The 19,537-nt window shown below is 46.6% G+C and carries 17 protein-coding genes and 1 pseudogene; 14 read left to right on the top strand and 4 right to left on the bottom strand.

Annotation, left to right across the window (positions count from 1 at the left end):
- The first annotated feature begins 36 nt into the window (after positions 1-36).
- From ERJ70_RS16705 to ERJ70_RS16695, 3 genes are all read left to right on the top strand, one after another.
- Complete coding sequence (locus ERJ70_RS16705; protein ID WP_209365895.1) at positions 37-318, top strand: AbrB/MazE/SpoVT family DNA-binding domain-containing protein; 282 nt, start codon at positions 37-39, stop codon at positions 316-318.
- An 85-nt stretch (positions 319-403) separates the two neighbouring features.
- On the top strand, positions 404-616 hold the full coding sequence (locus tag ERJ70_RS16700) for a hypothetical protein (RefSeq protein WP_209365894.1): 213 nt from the start codon (positions 404-406) through the stop codon (positions 614-616).
- 272 nt (positions 617-888) lie between these two features.
- Positions 889-1,332, top strand: coding sequence for a hypothetical protein (locus tag ERJ70_RS16695; RefSeq protein WP_209365893.1), 444 nt, complete (start codon positions 889-891; stop codon positions 1,330-1,332).
- A 124-nt stretch (positions 1,333-1,456) separates the two neighbouring features.
- Here ERJ70_RS16695 and ERJ70_RS16690 read toward each other — a convergent pair whose 3' ends face one another.
- Positions 1,457-1,624, bottom strand: coding sequence for a hypothetical protein (locus ERJ70_RS16690; protein WP_175486813.1), 168 nt, complete (start codon positions 1,622-1,624; stop codon positions 1,457-1,459).
- Positions 1,625-1,756: 132 nt separating this feature from the next.
- Between ERJ70_RS16690 and ERJ70_RS16685 the strand changes: the two genes are divergently transcribed.
- Positions 1,757-2,071 carry a DUF5634 family protein gene (locus tag ERJ70_RS16685; protein ID WP_209365892.1) on the top strand — a complete coding sequence of 105 codons (315 nt, stop codon included), beginning with the start codon at positions 1,757-1,759 and terminating at the stop codon, positions 2,069-2,071.
- 783 nt (positions 2,072-2,854) lie between these two features.
- Here ERJ70_RS16685 and ERJ70_RS16680 read toward each other — a convergent pair.
- On the bottom strand, positions 2,855-3,688 hold the full coding sequence (locus ERJ70_RS16680) for an aldo/keto reductase (protein WP_209365891.1): 834 nt from the start codon (positions 3,686-3,688) through the stop codon (positions 2,855-2,857).
- 362 nt (positions 3,689-4,050) lie between these two features.
- Here ERJ70_RS16680 and ERJ70_RS16675 point away from each other — a divergent pair, with 362 nt between their 5' ends.
- The 9 genes from ERJ70_RS16675 to ERJ70_RS16640 all read left to right on the top strand — a co-directional run bounded on the left by ERJ70_RS16675 (position 4,051) and on the right by ERJ70_RS16640 (position 18,065).
- Positions 4,051-5,577, top strand: coding sequence for a response regulator transcription factor (locus ERJ70_RS16675; protein ID WP_209365890.1), 1,527 nt, complete (start codon positions 4,051-4,053; stop codon positions 5,575-5,577).
- Entirely contained in the window at positions 5,574-7,397 is a 1,824-nt protein-coding gene (locus ERJ70_RS16670; RefSeq protein WP_309507108.1) for a cache domain-containing sensor histidine kinase, read from the top strand. The genes ERJ70_RS16675 and ERJ70_RS16670 overlap by 4 nt, the downstream gene beginning before the upstream one ends.
- A gap of 109 nt (positions 7,398-7,506) precedes the next feature.
- On the top strand, positions 7,507-8,802 hold the full coding sequence (locus tag ERJ70_RS16665) for an extracellular solute-binding protein (protein WP_209365889.1): 1,296 nt from the start codon (positions 7,507-7,509) through the stop codon (positions 8,800-8,802).
- A gap of 152 nt (positions 8,803-8,954) precedes the next feature.
- Complete coding sequence (locus tag ERJ70_RS16660) at positions 8,955-9,869, top strand: carbohydrate ABC transporter permease (RefSeq protein WP_209369487.1); 915 nt, start codon at positions 8,955-8,957, stop codon at positions 9,867-9,869.
- Positions 9,866-10,681 (top strand): carbohydrate ABC transporter permease, encoded by an 816-nt coding sequence (locus ERJ70_RS16655; RefSeq protein WP_209365888.1) that lies wholly within the window; start codon positions 9,866-9,868, stop codon positions 10,679-10,681. The genes ERJ70_RS16660 and ERJ70_RS16655 overlap by 4 nt, the downstream gene beginning before the upstream one ends.
- Positions 10,682-10,708: 27 nt before the next feature.
- Positions 10,709-13,810, top strand: a complete 3,102-nt coding sequence (gene lacZ / locus ERJ70_RS16650; RefSeq protein ID WP_209365887.1) for a beta-galactosidase, LacZ type — start codon at positions 10,709-10,711, stop codon at positions 13,808-13,810.
- Positions 13,811-14,075: 265 nt separating this feature from the next.
- Positions 14,076-14,204 carry a hypothetical protein gene (locus tag ERJ70_RS20135; protein WP_256439055.1) on the top strand — a complete coding sequence of 43 codons (129 nt, stop codon included), beginning with the start codon at positions 14,076-14,078 and terminating at the stop codon, positions 14,202-14,204.
- A gap of 68 nt (positions 14,205-14,272) precedes the next feature.
- Positions 14,273-16,345 carry a beta-galactosidase gene (locus tag ERJ70_RS16645; protein WP_309507106.1) on the top strand — a complete coding sequence of 691 codons (2,073 nt, stop codon included), beginning with the start codon at positions 14,273-14,275 and terminating at the stop codon, positions 16,343-16,345.
- On the top strand, positions 16,332-18,065 hold the full coding sequence (locus tag ERJ70_RS16640; protein WP_209365886.1) for a glycoside hydrolase family 35 protein: 1,734 nt from the start codon (positions 16,332-16,334) through the stop codon (positions 18,063-18,065). The genes ERJ70_RS16645 and ERJ70_RS16640 overlap by 14 nt, the downstream gene beginning before the upstream one ends.
- Positions 18,066-18,295: 230 nt before the next feature.
- Here ERJ70_RS16640 and ERJ70_RS16635 read toward each other — a convergent pair whose 3' ends face one another.
- Complete coding sequence (locus ERJ70_RS16635; protein WP_209365885.1) at positions 18,296-18,694, bottom strand: type II toxin-antitoxin system death-on-curing family toxin; 399 nt, start codon at positions 18,692-18,694, stop codon at positions 18,296-18,298.
- Entirely contained in the window at positions 18,694-18,945 is a 252-nt protein-coding gene (locus ERJ70_RS16630) for an AbrB/MazE/SpoVT family DNA-binding domain-containing protein (protein WP_209365884.1), read from the bottom strand. The genes ERJ70_RS16635 and ERJ70_RS16630 overlap by 1 nt, the downstream gene beginning before the upstream one ends.
- Positions 18,946-19,225: 280 nt before the next feature.
- Between ERJ70_RS16630 and ERJ70_RS20240 the strand changes: the two are divergent.
- Positions 19,226-19,462: pseudogene (locus ERJ70_RS20240) on the top strand (hypothetical protein); the annotation flags it as partial.
- Between the last annotated feature and the right edge of the window lie 75 nt (positions 19,463-19,537).

Below are 19,537 nucleotides of genomic sequence, written 5' to 3'. Positions count from 1 at the left end.
TAATTTTATTATTATTTTCATAAAGGGGAGAACAAAGTGAAAAGTACCGGTGTAGTAAGGAAATTGGATCAATTGGGCCGTATTGTGATCCCGATGGAAGTTCGCAGGAATTTAGAAATTGAAGAAAAGGATCCTGTTGAAATTTTTGTCGATGAGGATAAAATCGTCCTGCAAAAATACAAGCCGCGCAAGCAATGTATGATAACTGGGGAAATCAGCGAGGACAATATCGTACTGCCAAGTGGCATTGTGTTGAGTCCTAAGGGAATGGAAATCCTTCAAGAACAAATTGAAGAGAACTTTCCTGCTAAAAGTTAAAACCGCGCTTTTTTTAAGTAACATTCATACTAGGTAGGAAATCTGGAAGAATAAATAACAAAGCGTTATTTACTGGAGGTCCTATATGAAAAACGACAAACAACTGCGCAAGGAAATGAACAATGTCAAAACCGAAACAGACAGCTCGGCAGTCCTGAATGATGTCATTGCTAGCGAGTTCGAACAGCATCCGGGACAGAACGAAGAGCTGACCAAAAACCATCCACTCACCGCCGAGCAGGAAATCACGCAAAACAATACGGACGGGAAAACGTGGATGCATACCGAGGAAGGGTAAAAAGAGGAAGTGGTTGGTTCCGTTGAAACGGGCCAACTGCTTTTTTGTATTGCTAGGGCATGCTCAAGTGCAAATGGAGAACTCACCTAAGCTTCCTGCGATGGACATCCTGACTTTCGGATGATGGTTCAACTCCCCCGCAGCCCTGCTCTTTTGTTCCCTAACAATTAAAATGCGAAAAAACCTTGAGTAATGATTAGAATTTTGAAATAATTGGCAGTGATGAAGTCGGTGCATTAATGGGGAGTCAGCAATCGAAAAGGGGGATGGGTGTGAAAACGAAGAGGTCTCGGTGGTTTCTTACTTTTTTTGTCAGTTTGCTGCTATTGGTGGGAATTTATTACGTTGCGTTTGATTTTGCGTATTTAAAGTATGAAGTTAATGATCAGAATCAGTTTGTTATGTATGAGGGCTTAAGCGGACCTGAGCCTGTCATCAACTCAGATGTGAGTAATGAAGCAGAAAGTTTGTCTGTTTTGGGTACTTACATGGAAGAATTCAATCATTGGGTTTTGGTTTTGTTGATCATCGCTCCATTCTTTATAGCTACGTATGCCGTCTTGTTAAGTGAACGGCTTATGAAAGGCCACCCGAAAAAAAGAAAATATCTATCTTTTTCTGCAGCAATCAATTTAGCTGTTGCAGGTTTCTTTGTCTTTCAATGGCTGCGGTATGCAGAATTAGTGAACGATGCTTATCATAATGTGATGTTTTAACGTATGTTTGGGAAGCTGATTGGCAATCCATTTCACTTTCTCAACCTTAACAACGGACGTGGAAGCACCAATGAACAATAAAGCAGTTGGTTCCAGATAAGCGGGACCAACTGCTTTCCCTGTTTCAGTCTCGCTTTTTCCCGCGTTGCTCGTTCAAATAGCGGTTTTCACCTGGAGAATAGGTGATGTCACGGAAGTCATTGGCTTCCTGGCCTGGATAGCTTAATGGCTGTTCACCAATTGGGTTGGTTTTCTTTTCACGTTTCATATGGTTTGGATCTTTATTAGTCATTTGGATTCACCCTTCTCTTATAGTGTCTTCCATTTATAGTCTGCTTCAAACCTCCACGGTAAGACGAGGAAATTTTTGCATGCATGGCTTATTCGAAAGGAATCCATATTAAAGGGCAAGGAGGGATGGAACGTGGAACATGTAACCATTGACCAAATAAGGGGCGACCTGCAAGATTCCTTTGAACCGCTTATGAAAAAGTACAATATTGATGATATCGGTACCTTTGAAGAAGAAGGGCCGGAAGACGATTATTACATTGGCTATACGGTAAGAAAAAACGGCAGAGTGTACATGGTGCACATGCCGTTCGCGAAAACAGATGAGGGGCAGTTGGAACTGGCCAGGCAGGAATGGACGGTGGAGACAGATGACCCTACCGACGAGGATATCAGCGGCTTTCCGACTATCGACGCTGTATTCGAGCAATTGTTCAAAAAAGCGTAAATAGAATTTAACCCGTAACGGGTACGAATGGACAGGGGGAAAAGGAATTCGTTTCCCGCACGCACTCCCCCTGTATGGTAAAAAAGAGCCTGGGACAAAAGCAACGTGACCAAAATAAAAAGCAAATCGTTCTACCCCAAGAAAAACGCAACTTCCCACTCAGGCAAGGTACTTCGCTTTCCGCGGGCACGGCTTCAGCTAACTTGTCAAAGAATACCGCTTTGCCAAGTGGATCTTCAGCTCGCGCTCATCCCGCTGGAGTCTTCATACCTTGCCTCCGTTAGATCGAGATACCTTCTCTTCGGATGTGATTTCCGTTTTGCCTATTGCCGTTACGGATAGAAAGCGAAGCCGCATGGAAACCAGGAGTGCTTCTTTATCCTTTTTATGCTATAGTCCAATTTCCAAAGAATAAAGGAACCCCCATGCTGATTTTTCGTCTTCTTTACTGTTTAGATACCTATCAGCTAATAGAAGAATACGGTCCATATGGTCTTGATCATGTGGAAATCAGAGCCCGAAAACGTAGCGAAGGCAAGATACGGAGACTCCTACGGGAACAGCACGAGCTGAAAATTCCGCAAGAAAGCGGTTGGTGCTTTCTGAGGAAGTTGAAGCCGTGCCCATGGAACGCGTAGTATCCTGCCGTAGCGATTTGAAGCACATCAAACAACAGGATAAAAAGAGAATATACAAATACAAACCGAACGAATTTGATTGGCATTTATAATTCGTTCGGTTTGTATTTTAGTGGCCATGCTTTTGTCCCAGGCACTTTGTTCCTTATTTCTTTTCGTCCGGGTCACGGAAAGCACGAACACCGGTATCCATCTGTTCGATTTTTTCCATATCCTCTGCCGACAATTCAAAATCATATACCTCGGCATTGGCTACGATGCGGTGTTCCTTTGTCGATTTCGGAATCGTGATGAAGCCGCTTTGTAAATCCCAGCGGATGATCACCTGTGCCGGCGACTTGCCATATTTATCTCCGATTTCTTTCAGTGTCGGGTCATCCAACAACTGTCCCTGCTTCAATGGGGACCATGCTTCGAGTTGAATGCCATGCCGCTTACAATAGGCTCTCAATTCTTTTTGCTGGAAATGCGGATGGAATTCTACCTGGTTCACCATGGGAGTGATTTCTGCATCGTCCAACAGCTCGTCCAAATGATGCTCCTTGAAGTTGCTGACACCGATTGCCCGCACTTTTCCTTCTTTATAGAGCTTTTCCATCGCTTTCCACGTTTCTTTGAATTTTCCTTGCGACGGAACCGGCCAGTGAATCAAATATAAATCAAGGTAATCGAGTCCCAATTTTTTCAGGCTGGTTTCAAAAGCGGCCAGGGTCGATTCGTATCCTTGGTCGCCGTTCCAAAGCTTCGAGGTAACGAACAATTTGTCGCGGGAGATCCCGGATTCTTTTATTCCTTGTCCCACCCCTTCTTCATTTTTGTAAACAGCAGCTGTATCGATACTGATGTAGCCGTGCTTGATGGCGGCTTTGACCGATTGTATAACCTCGTCGCCGTCTTCGACCTTGAAGACGCCCAGTCCGAGCCAAGGCATTTCCACCCCATTATGCAACGTCGTTGTGTCCTGCAGCGTTTTTACCATGTTGATACCTCCAAGCAATATTTCTTTTTATTTTCCCACATCTATCCGAAAACACAAATGATACACCCCGTTTCGACAATATCTTCCCCATATAGTCAAAATAACCTTCTTAAGGTAGAATGGTTCATTAACAGGATTGGTTTCCCATCGGTTGATCGAGTGCCATCATTTGGAATCATCCCGGCATGGTGGCACCGGAACAAAAAAGCAGTACTTATCCTTTATCCTTTATATTAAACTAATAATAACGAAACCGATTGTCATCCGGCCATACTGTCAGCAATATGAAAAGCTTTGTCCGTACACGTGCCGCTTCGTATTTCTTCTAAGGAAAGCTACTTTTAAAGGGGGAGGGAGATAGTATGAGGGCTTTGTACAAGGTATTGATCGTTGACGATGAAATGTTGATCAGACAAGGGATCATCAATTATATCGACTGGGAACGGGAAGGATTCCAAATAGTCGGGGAAGCTTCGAACGGCAAGGAAGCTTTGCGGATGATCGAAAAAGTCGAGCCTCATATTCTGATTACGGATATTGTCATGCCTGATTTGGACGGTACCGAGCTGGTCAAACTGTCGAAAGCGAAATATCCGGAAATGGAAATCATCGTGTTGAGCAGTTTTGAAAACTTTGACTATGTCCGCTCGACTTTTCAAAATGGGGTGGCCGATTATATTCTCAAGCCGAAGCTCAACGGGGAAGAACTGATCAAAACGCTGCGCAGGATAGCGCCTGCTACCAAAGGAACGGCTAAAAAGACCGTCTCGCTGGAGGAGGTGCTGGAAAAACGGATTCAGGGATACACCTTGCCCAGCCATGAAGAACAAATGATAAAGGATTTTCCTTATGATCAATTTTTTCTGGCAGGGATTTGTTGGGTGGATGACGACAAAGAAGGAGAGGTGTTGGAGAGATTCATGGATCTCGGTCCGGAAAAGAAGTCGTTACTGCTTCCACAAAATGAAAGCGATTTCCAGGTGTTGCTGATCAACTTTCCGGCTGAACAACAGCTATCCGTCAAGCAGAACTTGATCCATTTGACAAACGAGTATCACGAATCCGGATTAAATGCTGCTTCGTTAATTAGTATGCCGTTTTCGTCTATAGATGAACTGAAAAGTGTGTATGAAAACAGTCTCGTGAAATTGCATAACTACTTGTTTTATTTATCAGGAGAAACCGTTCTGATCGATGGGGAACTGCCTGAACCGGAAAAGGCAAGTCCGTTTCGGCTGAGTCAGTTCATCGAGCTGTTTAAACAAAAAAAGTTCGACACCGCGATCGCTTCACTGGAAAAGCACGTGGAACAGTTAACGAGGGATTACAAGCAGGATATCTTTGAATTCAAGTCCTGGTTGGAAAACATCATCTTTAACGTTCTCGTCCTTTTGGGCAACATGAAGTACGATGTTGAGGAACTGGAACAGGAAAAATACCAGTATTTTGCCGATATCAATGAAGCAAAAGATGCCAAATCGGCGATTGCCCAGTTTGATGATTTCCTTGGTGCTGTTCAGTCCTTGCTGGCAAACCATACGAAGGCGGACCGTTCTCCAGGTATTCAGGCGCTGCTCGACTACATCGATGAGCACTATGCAGATTCTCTGTCTCTGGGAGCTTTGGCCGAGCATTTTCACTACAATCCTTCCTATTTATCCAGCTATTTCAGCACTCATTTTCATATCGGTTTCAGTGACTATTTAAACCATGTCAGAATCGCCAAGGCAAAAGAAATGTTGGATACGAGCACAGTGTCGGTCAATCAAGTGAGCGAAATGGTCGGCTACGGCGAACCGAGTTATTTTTGTAAAGTGTTCAAACGGATGGAAGGCATGTCTCCAGGACGCTATCGCAAAAAAGTTCAGCAAAGATGTGAGGATGAATGATGAAAAAATTGATGAGCACGATCCGGACAAACAGTTTATTTGTGAAAATGTTCCTGGTCATGGTGATCAGCATCATTACAGTAACGGTGCTGATTACCTTCAGTACCATCCGGATGTCGAATAATTTGTTCATGGAAACGTTCAGTATCACCAATACAAAGGTATTGAATCAAATCAAACAGCAATTTGAGTCATTCAGCTATTCGGTTGCATTTACCACCATCAACGTCCAGGACAACGGGATGATCAAGCGGCTGCTGACAAAGGAGAATGTCAGCTCGCTGGAAGCATCCAATTCTTTTTACACCATCAAAGAGCAGATGGACCGGATTTTTTCCAACAATCCAAATGATGCTAACATGATCGTGCTCGGGAAGAACAAGCAGTTATTCAATATGAAATATATCAACTGGTCGGTTTCCGCCGATGCGTTGTTTGACCACCCGATCACGAAAAAGACTAACGATCATCCAGACGAAATTCTTTATCAGTTTGTATCAGAAGGGGAATTCACCAATGGCAGGAGGATGATTGTCGCCACCAAAGCACTCACTGAAAGCTCGACCGATAACGTGTACGGTTATTTGTATATACCGATTCGCGAAAAGGACCTACGCGAGTTTTATGAAGGATACACGAGCGAAGGGAACAGTGTGCTGGTCATGAACGGCGACGGGCGAATCATTTCCAGCAACCAGGAGGAACTAATCGGACAAATGGACCAGGAATTGCTGGCGGTTGCTGAAGAGACAGATGAAAACGGCTTGGAATATCAGGATGTCCATGTGTTTGGCAAGGATTATATGCTATTGACCTCGGCATTGCCAGCTCTTGATATGTATTTGGTCAATCTTGTCGATAAAGAGCTGGTCATCAATAACCTGGTGGACAGAAAGGAAATTGTCCTGATCAGTATTGCGATTGTTTTGTTGGCGGTCGCTATTGTCTATATCATTTCCAGGAGAATGACCAATTCGCTGCGGAGGCTCGTCAAGCAAATTTCCGATATGGCCAAATATGATTTTAACAAACCGATTGATGAGAGCGGCGGGTATGAAGCCAAAAAGCTGGCACACGCGTTCAATTATATGCTGAACGAACTGCAGGAGCATGTCGACAACTTACTGAAGGCACAGCGTAAACAGCGGAAATCAGAGCTGGAAGCCTTACAGCACCAGATCAATCCGCATTTTCTTTACAATACGTTGACGTCAGTGAAATTTCTCGTCAAAGAAAACAAAAAAGCGGAAGCGCTGGAGACGATCGATGCGCTGATTCCGCTGCTGCAGAATGCGCTTGGCAATGTCGATGAAACCATCACGGTCGAACAGGAAGTAACCAACATTAAAAACTACGTGTTGATCAATCAGACACGTTACGGGGAGCGAATCAGGGTGAATACCTTCATTGCTCCGGACTGTTTGCACTATCACTTGCCGAAGCTCGTGATCCAGCCGTTTATCGAAAATGCTTTTTTTCATGCGTTCACGGAAAAGAAGCAGGGCTATATCCAGATTCTGATCGCAAGGCGGGAGGAACAGCTGGTTTGTGAAGTCGTCGATACGGGGGACGGCATGCGGATTGACCAGATACCAAGCCGCAAAGGGAAACGGCAGCTGTTCAGCGGAATCGGCGTCCGCAACGTTCATGAACGGATCCAGCTATTGTTCGGTAAAGAATACGGTGTAGAAGTGACCAGTCAATTAAACAAAGGGACCAAAGTGAAAATTGTGCTGCCGTTGCTGGAGGAGGATACTAAAGAAAATACCATTTCTAAAAATACTGCCAAACCCCGTGTCAGTGGCGAAGAAAATGTATAAAAATAGTCATACAATGACCTAAAGATCGTTCTAACGGTCTTTTTTTCTCGGTGCTATCATGGAAACAAGCGATAATGTTAACGCTTACATTATAGAGGGGGTAAGGAAGATGAAGTTTTTGCACTGGAAAAAGACAGGTTTGTTCCTACTGACCGTTGTCGCGCTCCTCGCCCTGGCAGCTTGTTCTTCGGATGATGCCAGCGGAAGCTCGGATACCGGGGAGGAACCGGACAAAATCACAGCTTGGGCTTGGGATCCGAACTTTAACATTGCGGCACTGGAACTTGCCAAAGATGCGTACGAAGAAGATTTGGACCTGGAAATTATCGAAAACGCACAGGACGATATCGTGCAAAAGTTAAACACCGGTCTCAGCTCCGGCAGTATGAAAGGCATGCCAAACATTGTATTGATTGAAGATCAGCGTGCTCAAAGCTTTTTGCAATCTTATCCGGATGCTTTTTATCCGATTGGCGACTATTTCAACACCGATGATTTCGCTCCTTATAAGCTGGCGCCTACCAGTCTCGACGGAAAACAGTACGGACTGCCGTTTGATACAGGGGTGACCGGGTTGTTCTTCCGTACCGATTATTTGGAGGAAGCTGGTTACACCAAGGAGGACTTGACCGATATCACTTGGGAAGAGTACATCGAAATCGGCAAGGACGTCAAAGCGAAAACTGGCAAGGATATGATTTCGCTTGATCCGAACGACTTGGGGATTCTCCGTGTCATGATTCAAAGTGCCGGATCCTGGTACGTGGAAGATGACGGGAAAACCGTGAATCTGGTCGATAACGAACCCCTGAAAAAAGCATTTGAAAACTATAAAGCGATGATTGAAGCAGACTTTGTCAAAGCCAATTCCGACTGGAGCCAGTTTATCGCAGCCTTCAACAGCGGCGATGTTGCGACCGTTCCAAGTGGTAATTGGATTGCGCCGAGTATCGAAGCAGAAGCGTCACAGGCAGGCAAATGGGAAGTGGCTCCGATCCCGCGCTTGGACTTGGACGGGGCTGTCAATGCATCCAACCAGGGAGGAAGCTCCTTCTATGTCTTGAATATCCCTGGCAAGGAAAAAGCTGCTGAGTTCCTCGGGGCCACGTTCGGCTCAAACGAAGCGTTTTACCAGGACCTCGTGCTTGATGTAGGCGCACTCGGGACGTACGCCCCTGCAGCTGATGGGGAAGCATACCAGGCGGAAAACGACTACTTCAGCGGGCAGTCTGTCATCGCCGATTTCTCCGAATGGACCGAGGAAATCCCGAGTGTCAACTATGGCTTGCACACCTATGCAATCGAAGATATTTTAGCTGCTGAAATGCAAAATTATTTAAAAGGAAAAGACTTGGAAGCTGTCTTGGCGGATGCCCAGGCGCAGGCTGAGTCACAGTTGAAATAGTGCAAAGTGACGAAAGAAATAACTGATCCTTGAATAGGAAAGTCCAACCAAAAGGGATTCTGCGAAAGCTTGTACTTTCAAAGGGTCCCTTTCTTGCACAATCCTGTAACGATTTACACATAAAGAGGAGTTGAAAACAGTTGAGTAAAGTGATGAAACGAACGGGATTGCCCTATACTGCCAGCAAAAAATCGCTCGGCAGACGTTTGAAAAACAATTACATCGGCTGGCTGTTCATCCTGATAGCGGCAGCAGGAATCAGTTTGTTTTATTTTTATCCGATGATCCGTGCATTACTACTCTCCTTCCAGTCAGGGATGGGAGCAAATTTGCAATATGTCGGCCTGGAAAACTATATCCGGCTGTTCAGTGATCCGACGTTTATCACCGCCTTGACGAACACGTTTATTTATTTGCTTGTCCAAGTACCGATCATGATTGTCCTGGCTCTATTTTTTTCCGTACTGTTGAATGATGCGACGTTAAAGTTCAAAGGATTTTTCCGTACGGCGATCTTTTTACCGTGTGTTACCTCATTGGTAGCTTATGCTGTTATTTTTAAATATTTGTTTGGCGTGGACGGATTGATCAACAAGTTTTTGATGGATTTGTCGATTATCTCGGAACCGTTAAACTGGCTTTCTGACCCATTTCTCGCAAAAATCACGATTATCGCAGCAATCACATGGCGCTGGACCGGATATAACATGATCTTTTATCTGTCTGCATTGCAAAATGTCGACCGTTCGATGTATGAGGCGGCGAAAATCGACGGGGCATCAAGCTTTCAACAGTTTTTTTACATCACGGTACCGATGCTGAAACCGATCATTTTGTTTACGTCCATCATTTCCACGATCGGTACGCTGCAGTTATTCGATGAAGTCATGAATATTACGAACGGCGGACCGGGGAATGCCACCTTGTCAATTTCGATGTACATTTACAATCTTTCCTTCGAATACAGTCCGGACTTCGGTTATGCGGCCACGGTTTCCTATGTGATCGTGATTCTGGTCGTCCTCTTATCGCTCTTACAATTCAAAGTGGCAGGTGATGACAAATGAGAAAGATAAAACGGATTGCAACATACACTTTTTTAAGTGTCGCATCGATTGTCTCGATTTTTCCGTTTCTCTGGATGTTCGTCAGCATGACCAACAAGTCGGTGGATGTGACGCAGGGACGCTTGCTGCCGGGTACATTTTTATTTGAAAACCTGAAGGCATTGTTTGACACGGTCGACATGGGGACGGCATTGCTCAATTCCACCATTATTGCCGTGATTACCACCTTTTTGACGCTGTTGATTGGATCCCTTGCCGGATATGGTTTCGAAATTTACCGGACGCCCGGAAAAGACCGGGTATTCAATCTCCTGCTGTTGTCGATGATGATTCCTTTTGCGGCGATCATGATTCCGTTGTACCGGCTATTCGGCGGCCTGCCTTTCTTCGGTATCGATACCTTGGCTGCGGCGATACTGCCGACGATCATCACGGCGTTCTTTATCTTTTTCTTCCGGCAAAACACGAAGATGTTTGCCAAGGAACTAGTGGAAGCAGGAAGAATCGACGGATTGAGCGAGTTGGGAATCTTTTTCCGGATTTATTTACCGACGATGAAAACGTCTTACGCGGCAGCAGCGATTATCGCGTTCATGAACAGCTGGAACAATTACTTATGGCCGTTGGTCATCCTGCAATCGCCAGACAAGCAGACGATCCCATTATTGATTTCCAATCTCGGGGCCGGTTACTCGCCGGACTACGGGCTGATTATGTCAGCCATCGTGATTGCGACGCTGCCGACTGCCATCGTCTTCTTTGTGATGCAGAAACATTTCGTGGCAGGAATGATGGGATCTGTCAAAGGATAATTTTATTTACGTAGGAGGAAAGATTAGATGGCACATGATTGGGAAAACCACCAGATATTACAGCGTAATCGTAAAAAAGCGCGCGCGCATTTCATTCCGTTTTCCGACAGGCAAACAGCGCTGACATTCGATCGAAAGCTTTCACAGACTGTTCTTTCTTTGAATGGCCGCTGGAAGTTCCATTACGCGGAAAATCCTCAAGCTGCACCGGAAGAATTTTACACGGAAGGCTATGAAACGAGTGACTGGAATGATTTAGATGTTCCTTCATCCTGGCAAATGCACGGTTACGGAAAACCGGCTTATACGAATGTGGTCTACCCGTTTCCGGTGGACCCGCCTTTCGTACCCACTGAAAACCCGACTGGTTCCTATGTCAGAGAGTTTTGTATCGCCGGGGACTGGCTGAAAAAACAGGTGACCATAACGTTTGAAGGGGTGGACAGTGCTTTTTATTTATGGGTGAACGGTAAACAAGTCGGTTACAGCCAGGGAAGCCGGGTTCCTGCTGAATTCGATTTGACCGCGTATCTCCGGGAAGGAAACAACAAACTGGCTGTCCAGGTTTACCAGTGGTCCGATGGGACGTACTTGGAAGACCAGGACATGTGGTGGCTCAGCGGCATTTTCCGCGATGTCTATTTGACGGCGGTTCCGTTCGTGCATGTCGAGGATTTTTTCGTCAAAGCGGAATGGGCTGAAAAAGGCGATGGCAAGCTTTCCGTCGAAACAGTAATAGAAAACAGCGGGGATACCGCTGTGCAGGATTATCGGCTGCATTATCAACTGCTCGATACTAAAGGGACTGTGCTACGCGAAGTGGATAGTGAAACTGTTTCTTTTGCCGGGAGCAGCCAGGAAACTGTTACTGCTACTTTTTCCGTGGAAAACCCTCGTCCATGGTCGGCAGAAGATCCGTACTTGTATCAGCTGTTGATTTCGCTCCAGACAGAATCGGATGAATCAACCGAAGTTGTTCCGGTCCGCGTCGGGTTCCGGAAGGTCGAGCTGCGTGACGGTTTGTTTTATGTGAACGGAAAGGCGATCAAGCTGAAAGGGGTCAACCGTCACGATCACCATCCCGACTTGGGGCGGGCTGTTCCGCTGGCATGGATGGAGGAAGACATTCGGTTGATGAAGCAGCACAATATCAATGCGGTCAGAACCTCTCACTACCCGAATGATCCACGTTTTTACGATTTGTGTGATCAATATGGATTGTATGTGATCGACGAGGCCGACTTGGAAACACACGGTTTTGATATAATCGGTGATTGGAGCAGGCTCAGTGATGATCCAGAGTGGGAGGATGCCTATCTGGATCGGATGAAACGGATGGTTGCCCGCGATAAAAACCACCCGTCTATCATTATGTGGTCACTCGGAAATGAGTCCGGCTACGGAAGAAACCATATCGCGATGGCGGACTGGGCAAGAGGCTATGATAGTACCCGGTTGATTCATTATGAAGGGGAGTGCAGGGCAATCACCCGGTCGGAAAGCAACTATGATCCAAAGCGGGATCCGGAAGCATCCGATGTGTTTACGACGATGTACACGGCGGTTGAAGTGATGGACGCACTGGGACAGCGGAATGATTTGAAAAAGCCGCATATCCTTTGTGAGTATGCCCATGCCATGGGCAATGGCCCCGGCGGGTTGAAGGAGTATTGGGAAACCTTCTACAAGCATGACCGGCTGCAGGGTGGGTTTGTCTGGGAGTGGCTTGATCACGGGATTCGCCAAGTGACAGAAGATGGAGAAGAATATTTTGCCTATGGAGGCGACTTCAGCGAAAAACCGCACGATTCGAATTTTGTAATCGACGGTCTAGTGATGGCTGATCATACCCCGTCTCCGGCACTGAAAGAATACAAAAAAGTGATTGAGCCAGTTGTGGTTGAAGCTGTCGATTTGGAAAAAGGCAAATTCAAGGTGACCAACCGCTATGATTTTATTTCCCTGGATCATCTGCAGGCAGTCTGGTCGATCAAGGGTGGGGAAAAAGTTATTGCCAGCGGGACTTTCGCTGTCGCAGATATCGACGCCCATACGGGGAAGGAAGTTGTTATAGCCTATCAACTCGGAGACGCGCAATATTCCGAAGGGGAGTGTTGGCTGGACATCGACTTTTTGCTGGCATACGATACAGCATGGGCGAAAGCAGGACATTCCATTGCCTGGGCCCAGTTTGAGCTGGAGGCAACTGTCGGGAAAGCTATGGCTCCATTCAAACGGTCATTGCAGGTGAAGGATGGTGACGGCAGTTTGCTTATCGAAGGCGGGGATTTTTTTGTCCGGTTCGACAAGACTTCAGGCATCCTTTCGGAATACAAATACCAGGGAGTCGACTTAATCAAAGCTGGTCCCGTTCTGAATCTATGGCGGGCACCAATCGACAACGATTTGTGGGCCCAAGTCCACTGGAAGGATATCCCCTCGATCAAAGAATGGAAAGACTTCGGCCTGCACTGGCTGCAGCAGCGGATCGAGAAAGTGAACTGGCAGTCGATAAGTGACGCTCAGATGCAAGTCACCGTGAAAGCCAGGGTCGCTCCTCCTGTCTTGGATTGGGGAATCACGACTACTTATACGTTCACGATTGATGCTGCCGGCGGACTAGCGATCGATGTACAAGGCGAACCATATGGCAAGCTTCCGGGGACTTTCCCGCGCGTCGGGCTGAAGATGGAAGTACCGGCAGCATTTGAATTCGTAAAATGGTATGGCCTCGGTCCGGGAGAAGCATATGTCGACAGCCGACAAGCAGCTCGTGTCGGAGTATGGACAAAATCCGTGGAGGAACTTCATACGCCGTATGTGTATCCGCAGGAAAACGGTAACCGCCATCAGGTCCGCTGGGCACGGTTGACGGATGGAGCAGGTGTCGGAATGATTTTTCGGGGACAGCCTGCATTTGATTTCAAGGCCCAGTGGTACACGCAGGAAAACCTGGAAGAAGCACAGCATACGTATGATTTAGTCAAGCAGGACTTTCTTACGGTTTTGCTCGACCACCGACAGCATGGACTGGGATCGGCAAGCTGCGGACCGGATGTACTGGAAAAATACAGACTTAAGAGCGGCCCTTTCCGGTTTGGCGTGAAGATTGAGCCGGGATTTTATTGATTTTGGCGGTAGGCGGAGTCGATTTTGGTTAGAGGAAGGCGCATTGGAGCGATGAAGATGAAAAAGAGGTGTGAGGACGTGAAAAACGCCCTTCATCGGGTCGATGAAGATGAAAAGCAGGCGTTCGGAAAGAGAAAACCCCCTTCATCAGTGCGATGAAGATGAAAAGCAGGTGCCAGGAAGGAGAAAACGCCCTTCATCGGTGCGATGAAGATGAAACGGAGGCGCTCGGAAGGAGAAAACGCCCTTCATCGGGTCGATGAAGATGAAAAGCAGGCGTTTGGAAGAAGAAAACGCCCTTCATCGGGTCGATGAAGATGAAGAGCAGGCGTACGGAAGAATAAAACGCCCTTCATCCGGTCGATGCGCCAATGTACACCTATTGCATCGATAAAAATAATGAAATAGGCGAATGGTTCCTATATAAAGAAGGAAGAACGAGTCAGGAAAGGATTTGATGAGATGAAATACAATCCAGTCAGTTCGAAAATCCCGAAAATGCTTCACGGTGCTGACTATAACCCGGAGCAATGGGAGGATTATCCCGGCATCATGGAAGAAGATATCCGGATGATGAAGCTGGCAAACTGCAATGTGATGTCTGTCGGTATTTTTTCCTGGGCTAAACTCGAACCGGAAGAAGGAGTATTCCGATTTGAATGGCTTGACCAAATTCTTGATAAGCTCGCCGACAATGGCATCTATGCTTTTTTGGCCACCCCGAGCGGCGCGCGTCCGGCCTGGATGTCGGAGAAATATAAGGAAGTACTCCGAGTCGGTCCAAACCGGGTTCGCAACCTGCACGGGCTGCGACATAATCACTGTTATACTTCCCCGGTTTACCGTGAAAAGGTGACGACGATCAACCAAAAGCTGGCGGAACGGTATGCGGGGCATCCTGCAGTGATCGGATGGCATGTTTCCAATGAATACGGTGGAGAGTGCCACTGTGATTTATGCCAGGAAGCATTCCGGGAATGGCTGAAAGAAAAGTACGGTACACTAGATCATTTGAATCATAGCTGGTGGACGACGTTTTGGAGCCATACATACACCTCTTGGTCCCAAGTGGAGTCGCCGGCTCCGCATGGAGAATCGATGGTACACGGGCTGAATTTGGATTGGAAACGGTTCGTGACAGACCAGACGCTCGACTTTTTCAAGCATGAGACCAAGCCGTTGCGAGCAGTGAAGCCGGATTTGCCGGTGACCGCCAATTTCATGGAGGCGTTCGAGGGGCTCAACTACGCCAAATTTGCCGATGCGCTCGATTTTGTTTCATGGGATTCGTATCCTACCTGGCATGATCCTGACGGGGATGTTGAACAGGCAGCCTGGGTGGCGATGAACCATGACATGTTTCGCTCGATAAAAGACGGGCAGCCGTTTTTGTTGATGGAAAGCACGCCTAGCATGACCAACTGGCAGCCAGTCAGCAAATTGAAGCGGCCAGGCATGCATCTGTTGGCGTCGATGCAGGCAGTCGCACACGGATCAGACTCCGTGCAATATTTTCAATGGCGGAAAAGCAGGGGATCAAGTGAAAAATTTCATGGCGCCGTAGTCGATCATGCCGGCCACGAACATACCCGCGTCTTTCAAGAAGTGAGCCAAGTCGGTGATACCCTTGCCGAGTTGGATGAGGTTGTCGGGACAGCGGTAGAAGCGGAAGTCGCGATTATTTTTGATACGGAAAACCGGTGGGCAATAAAGGATGCCCAGGGACCACGCAACCAGGGAATCCAATACGAAAAAACTGTCGCGGCGCATTATCAGGCCTTCTGGAAGCAAGGTGTAGCTGTCGATGTCATCGACATGGAGAAAGACCTGTCGAAATACAAGCTGGTAGTGGCCCCGATGCTGTACATGGCGCGGGACGGTGTCGGTGAAAAAATCGAAGCATTCGTCGAGAACGGCGGTACCTTCGTCGCCACGTATTGGTCGGGTATCGCCAATGAAACCGACTTAACGTTCCTAGGCGGTTTTCCCGGACCGCTGCGACGTACACTCGGCATCTGGTCCGAGGAAATTGACGCCTTGCATGATGGCCAGGCGAATCAGATCACGCTCACGGAAAATGAGCTTGGTTTGTGTGGAGAGTACACAGCTATGGAGCTTTGTGATTTGATTCATCTGGAAGGGGCGGAAGCTTTGGCGGCTTATCAAAAAGATTTTTATGCCGGCCGTCCCGCACTGACGGTCAATCGTTTCGGCCAGGGGAAAGCATACTATATCGCCTCCCGCAATGAACAGTCCTTCCACGACGCCTTTTATGAAAAGATTGTGGAAGAAAGTGGTGTGAAAAGGGCGCTGGAAACCAAACTGCCGAAAGGTGTGTCGGCGCAAAGCCGGACAGATGGCAAGTATGATTACCTTTTCCTGATGAACTTTGGCGGGGAAAAGCAGGCTATTGTCTTGCCGGACGAGAATTTTACCAATCTCCTTGATGGAAGCGCCGTTTCCCGGTCAATTGAAATAGCACCTTTAGGCTTGAAACTGTTAAAGCGAAAGGAGGGTACCCATGCTGCAGGCTAGAGACGGAATGTTTTACTTAGATGACGAACCCTTTCAGATCTTATCTGGGGCGATGCATTACTTCCGCACGGTACCCGAGCATTGGGAGGACCGGCTGCAAAAGCTGAAAGCGTTGGGATTGAATACGGTAGAAACCTATGTGCCCTGGAACCAGCATGAACCCAAGAAAGGGCAGTTCGAATTTTCCGGACTGGCCGATATCGAACAATTCATCCAGCTGGCGTATGAATTGGATTTATATGTCATCATCCGTCCGTCACCATATATTTGCGCTGAATGGGAAATGGGCGGGCTGCCTTCCTGGCTCTTGAAAAATCCGGATATCGTGCTGAGGAGCAGTGACCCTGTCTATTTGCAGCATGTGGCGGAATACTATGATGTCCTGCTGCCGAAGCTGCGCCCTTTCTTGTATCAACATGGCGGCCCCGTCATCGCAATGCAAATCGAAAATGAGTATGGTGCTTACGGAAATGATCAACAGTATTTAGCTTTTTTCAAAGACCAGTATGCCAAGCACGGCTTGGAGACGTTTTTATTCACATCCGATGGGCCGGAATTTATCAAACAAGGATCATTGCCGGACGTCACGACAACGTTGAACTTTGGCTCGAAGGTGGAGCGGGCTTTCCAACAACTCGAGGAGTTGAAGCCCGGTTCCCCGAAGATGGTGGCGGAATTCTGGGTCGGCTGGTTTGACTACTGGACGGGGAAACACCATACCCGGAATGCGGAGGATGCTGCCCGGGTTTTCAAGGAGCTGCTGGAAAACAACAGCTCGGTCAATTTTTATATGTTCCACGGCGGCACCAATTTCGGCTTCATGAACGGAGCCAATCACTACGATATTTATTACCCCACGATCACCAGCTATGATTATGATAGTTTGTTGACGGAAAGCGGGCAGGTGACCGATAAGTATCGTGCCATCAAGCGGACGTTGCGGGCGTACATGGACGTTCCGGAAGACTATCAAAGCAAGCTTACCGCCAAAGCATACGGAACAGTAGAATTGAAAGAATCGGTTAGTTTGTTTGATACACTGGAGCATATCAGCAGGCGTGTCGAACACGTCACCCCCCTGTCGATGGAGGAAATCGACCAGTCTTATGGCTATACACTTTACCGTACCAAAGTCGAAAGACAAGGGGAATTAAGCCTGAAGATCGACGCCATCCAGGACCGCGGTTTTGTGTACATCAACGGCAGCTATGTCACGACCGTCTATAAAAATGATGAAGAACACATGATTACGCTGCCTTTTCCAGAGGAAAACAATACGCTGGAAATTTTGGTGGAAAACATGGGGAGGGCCAACTACGGAGAGCATTTGGCAGATCGGAAAGGAATCATTCACAACATTTGGCTTGGTGAACAGTATTTTTTTCATTGGGAAATGTATGCCATCGAACTGGAATGTTTGCCGACTGATTATGGAGTAAGCGGGGATTCGCGTTATCCGAAATTTTTCCGGGGAATCTTCGATGCCCCCGGACACCATGATACGTTTGTCGATGCTGCCGGCTTTACCAAAGGGAACATCTTTATCAACGGCTTCAACCTCGGCAGATACTGGAACACAGCAGGTCCGCAGCAACGGCTTTATTTGCCCGGTCCACTGTTGAAGGAAAAGCATAATGAATTGGTGATACTTGAACTTGAAGGTACGAGCGTCCAGCACGTTCAGTTGGAGGGGGAGCATGTGCTGAGTGACAAAATGTAAATGCTAAATGAACGTACTAATTTATATTGCAGGAGGAAATAGATGAAATCATAGTACTGGCAGACAAATCCCTGGTAATAGTCTCGCCTCCAATCATTGATGAAGGGGAAATTTATGATAAGCAGTTGTGTTATTTGTTCTTGATTGAGCCTTTCCCCCGGGGAACATTTCTCTAACAAGACCTTGAAATACGAACAAAATCCATTCTCTAACCAATGGGAGAATGGATTTTAACCTTTTTCCGTAAACCTTTTTATAGTCGAAACAATTTCTTCGAAAGTATATTTATGATTAACTACATCTACCGTAAAGTCCTGTTCTTCTTCGATTCCCATAGTCCAACGATATTGATTTATCTTCAAGAAAACAATCATAGATGCCAAAGCAGTTCGTTTATTAGCATTATGAAAAGCATGATTCTTGACAATTGATTCAAAAATCGCAGCTGCTTTTTCTTCAATAGTGAGGTATGCATCTCTACCCAATACCGATTGTCTGGGCCGATTAATAGCTGAATCCAGTAAGCTTGACTCTTTTACCCCCATCGGCTCATTTGGAGAATATAAACGGATTTGTACTGCATTGATAGCAATAACCTGGTTTGTTGTTAGGTAGATAACCTTACCCATTATCTGTCCACTAACCCTTTAAAGGCTTTGTCATGTTCTTTAATGACATCATTTAAAATTTCCATAAATTCAGCATCAACACCTTCAGGCAGGGCAACTTGTTCTTTTTTTCTCAAAACAATTTTCCTATCTTTCACTTCGACTTGCACCTCATCCCCTAGTGCCAAACCAACTTGTTTAAGTAATTCAGTTGGAATGGTAATCCCAAAACTGTTCCCGATCTTTGTGACTTTCCTTTCGAACTGCTCCATAAAATCACCTCTTCGTTCTAATAGTATGAACAATTATAACATGATTAATTTAATCCCTCGAACTCTTCATTTTGTTAAGGGTGGCTAGTTTGATAATCTCAGTTTCGTTTATTAGTACTGGGTCAACTGCGGGGTCCGTTTGACGGATAAAAAAGACTCCACCACAACATCTGTGTTGGGAGCAGTGTTTTTCATCGGAAAGTCTATTCCATTGGAGCGCCTGTCGTCTGATTACCGTTGAGCGAAATTCTCGCCATCCGAGTTTTTTCCGGGCACCTTCGACGACGCTGGCCGGCATATTACATTTATTGACGCGGCTGGTTTTCCAAAAGGGAACCTTTTCATCAATGGCTTCACTTTCGGCAGATACTGGAATACCGCAGGGCTGCAGCAACGGCTTTATTTTCCCGATCCGCTGTTGCAGGAAAAGCATAATGAATTAGTAATTCTAGAATTGGAGGGTACGAGTGCTAGCAGGTTCAGGTGGAGGGGGAGCATGTACTGGATAGCGAAATAAGATTACAAAAATCCAACAAGCAAAATTCTCAGTATGGTAAAATCAGGGTATTAAAAACAAAAAGAAGGTAACTCA

Origin of the sequence: Sediminibacillus dalangtanensis (assembly GCF_017792025.1) — a bacterium.
GTDB classification, from domain to species: domain Bacteria; phylum Bacillota; class Bacilli; order Bacillales; family Amphibacillaceae; genus Sediminibacillus; species Sediminibacillus dalangtanensis.
This window is presented reverse-complemented; position numbering and strand designations above follow the sequence as displayed.

What these genes read in the sequence shown, in the direction of transcription:
- ERJ70_RS16645 (WP_309507106.1), top strand. Translation starts at nt 14,273, where the DNA reads ATGAAATACAATCCAGTCAGTTCGAAAATCCCGAAAATGCTTCACGGT.
- ERJ70_RS16660 (WP_209369487.1), top strand. Translation starts at nt 8,955, where the DNA reads ATGAAACGAACGGGATTGCCCTATACTGCCAGCAAAAAATCGCTCGGC.
- ERJ70_RS16690 (WP_175486813.1), bottom strand. Translation starts at nt 1,624, where the DNA reads ATGACTAATAAAGATCCAAACCATATGAAACGTGAAAAGAAAACCAAC.
- ERJ70_RS16675 (WP_209365890.1), top strand. Translation starts at nt 4,051, where the DNA reads ATGAGGGCTTTGTACAAGGTATTGATCGTTGACGATGAAATGTTGATC.
- ERJ70_RS16635 (WP_209365885.1), bottom strand. Translation starts at nt 18,694, where the DNA reads ATGGGTAAGGTTATCTACCTAACAACAAACCAGGTTATTGCTATCAAT.
- ERJ70_RS16670 (WP_309507108.1), top strand. Translation starts at nt 5,574, where the DNA reads ATGATGAAAAAATTGATGAGCACGATCCGGACAAACAGTTTATTTGTG.
- ERJ70_RS16640 (WP_209365886.1), top strand. Translation starts at nt 16,332, where the DNA reads ATGCTGCAGGCTAGAGACGGAATGTTTTACTTAGATGACGAACCCTTT.
- lacZ (WP_209365887.1), top strand. Translation starts at nt 10,709, where the DNA reads ATGGCACATGATTGGGAAAACCACCAGATATTACAGCGTAATCGTAAA.
- ERJ70_RS16665 (WP_209365889.1), top strand. Translation starts at nt 7,507, where the DNA reads ATGAAGTTTTTGCACTGGAAAAAGACAGGTTTGTTCCTACTGACCGTT.
- ERJ70_RS16700 (WP_209365894.1), top strand. Translation starts at nt 404, where the DNA reads ATGAAAAACGACAAACAACTGCGCAAGGAAATGAACAATGTCAAAACC.
- ERJ70_RS16680 (WP_209365891.1), bottom strand. Translation starts at nt 3,688, where the DNA reads ATGGTAAAAACGCTGCAGGACACAACGACGTTGCATAATGGGGTGGAA.
- ERJ70_RS16630 (WP_209365884.1), bottom strand. Translation starts at nt 18,945, where the DNA reads ATGGAGCAGTTCGAAAGGAAAGTCACAAAGATCGGGAACAGTTTTGGG.
- ERJ70_RS16655 (WP_209365888.1), top strand. Translation starts at nt 9,866, where the DNA reads ATGAGAAAGATAAAACGGATTGCAACATACACTTTTTTAAGTGTCGCA.
- ERJ70_RS20135 (WP_256439055.1), top strand. Translation starts at nt 14,076, where the DNA reads ATGAAAAGCAGGCGTTTGGAAGAAGAAAACGCCCTTCATCGGGTCGAT.